The sequence below is a fragment of the Ruminococcus sp. MCC718 genome (assembly GCF_018783905.1).
Taxonomy (GTDB): domain Bacteria; phylum Bacillota; class Clostridia; order Lachnospirales; family Lachnospiraceae; genus Hominisplanchenecus; species Hominisplanchenecus faecis.
The window spans coordinates 1-323 of the sequence record NZ_WQNP01000139.1 but is presented as its reverse complement, the minus strand read 5'-3'; the positions used below and the strand labels follow the sequence as shown (position 1 = coordinate 323).

Annotated in this window: 1 protein-coding gene; it reads left to right on the top strand. The window is 46.4% G+C overall.

Translation table 11 applies throughout. The annotated features are described in order from the left end of the window. Window positions 1–323: ATP-binding protein (locus GPK60_RS15725; protein WP_215660186.1), on the top strand; the 323-nt coding region annotated here is incomplete at both ends.

The window sequence follows — 323 nt, the reverse complement described above, 5'->3', positions numbered from 1 at the left end:
AAACTGGTGCGTGCTGGTAGAGCCATGAACGCCGGAGTCTATTTCGTGACACAATCCTCTGGGGACGTATCGAAAGAAAGTCTGAAAAATAACATCGGTTTAAAGTTTGCTTTCCGCTCCACAGATACCAATGAAATCAAGCAGACCTTAGAGTTTTTCGGGCTGGACAGTGAGGACGAAAACAACCAGAAACGGTTGAGGGATTTGGAGAACGGACAATGCTTAATGCAGGATTTATACGGGCGTGTCGGTGTGGTACAGATACACCCTGTCTTTGTAGAACTGCTCCATGCCTTTGATACCAGACCGCCGATAAAAAGTGA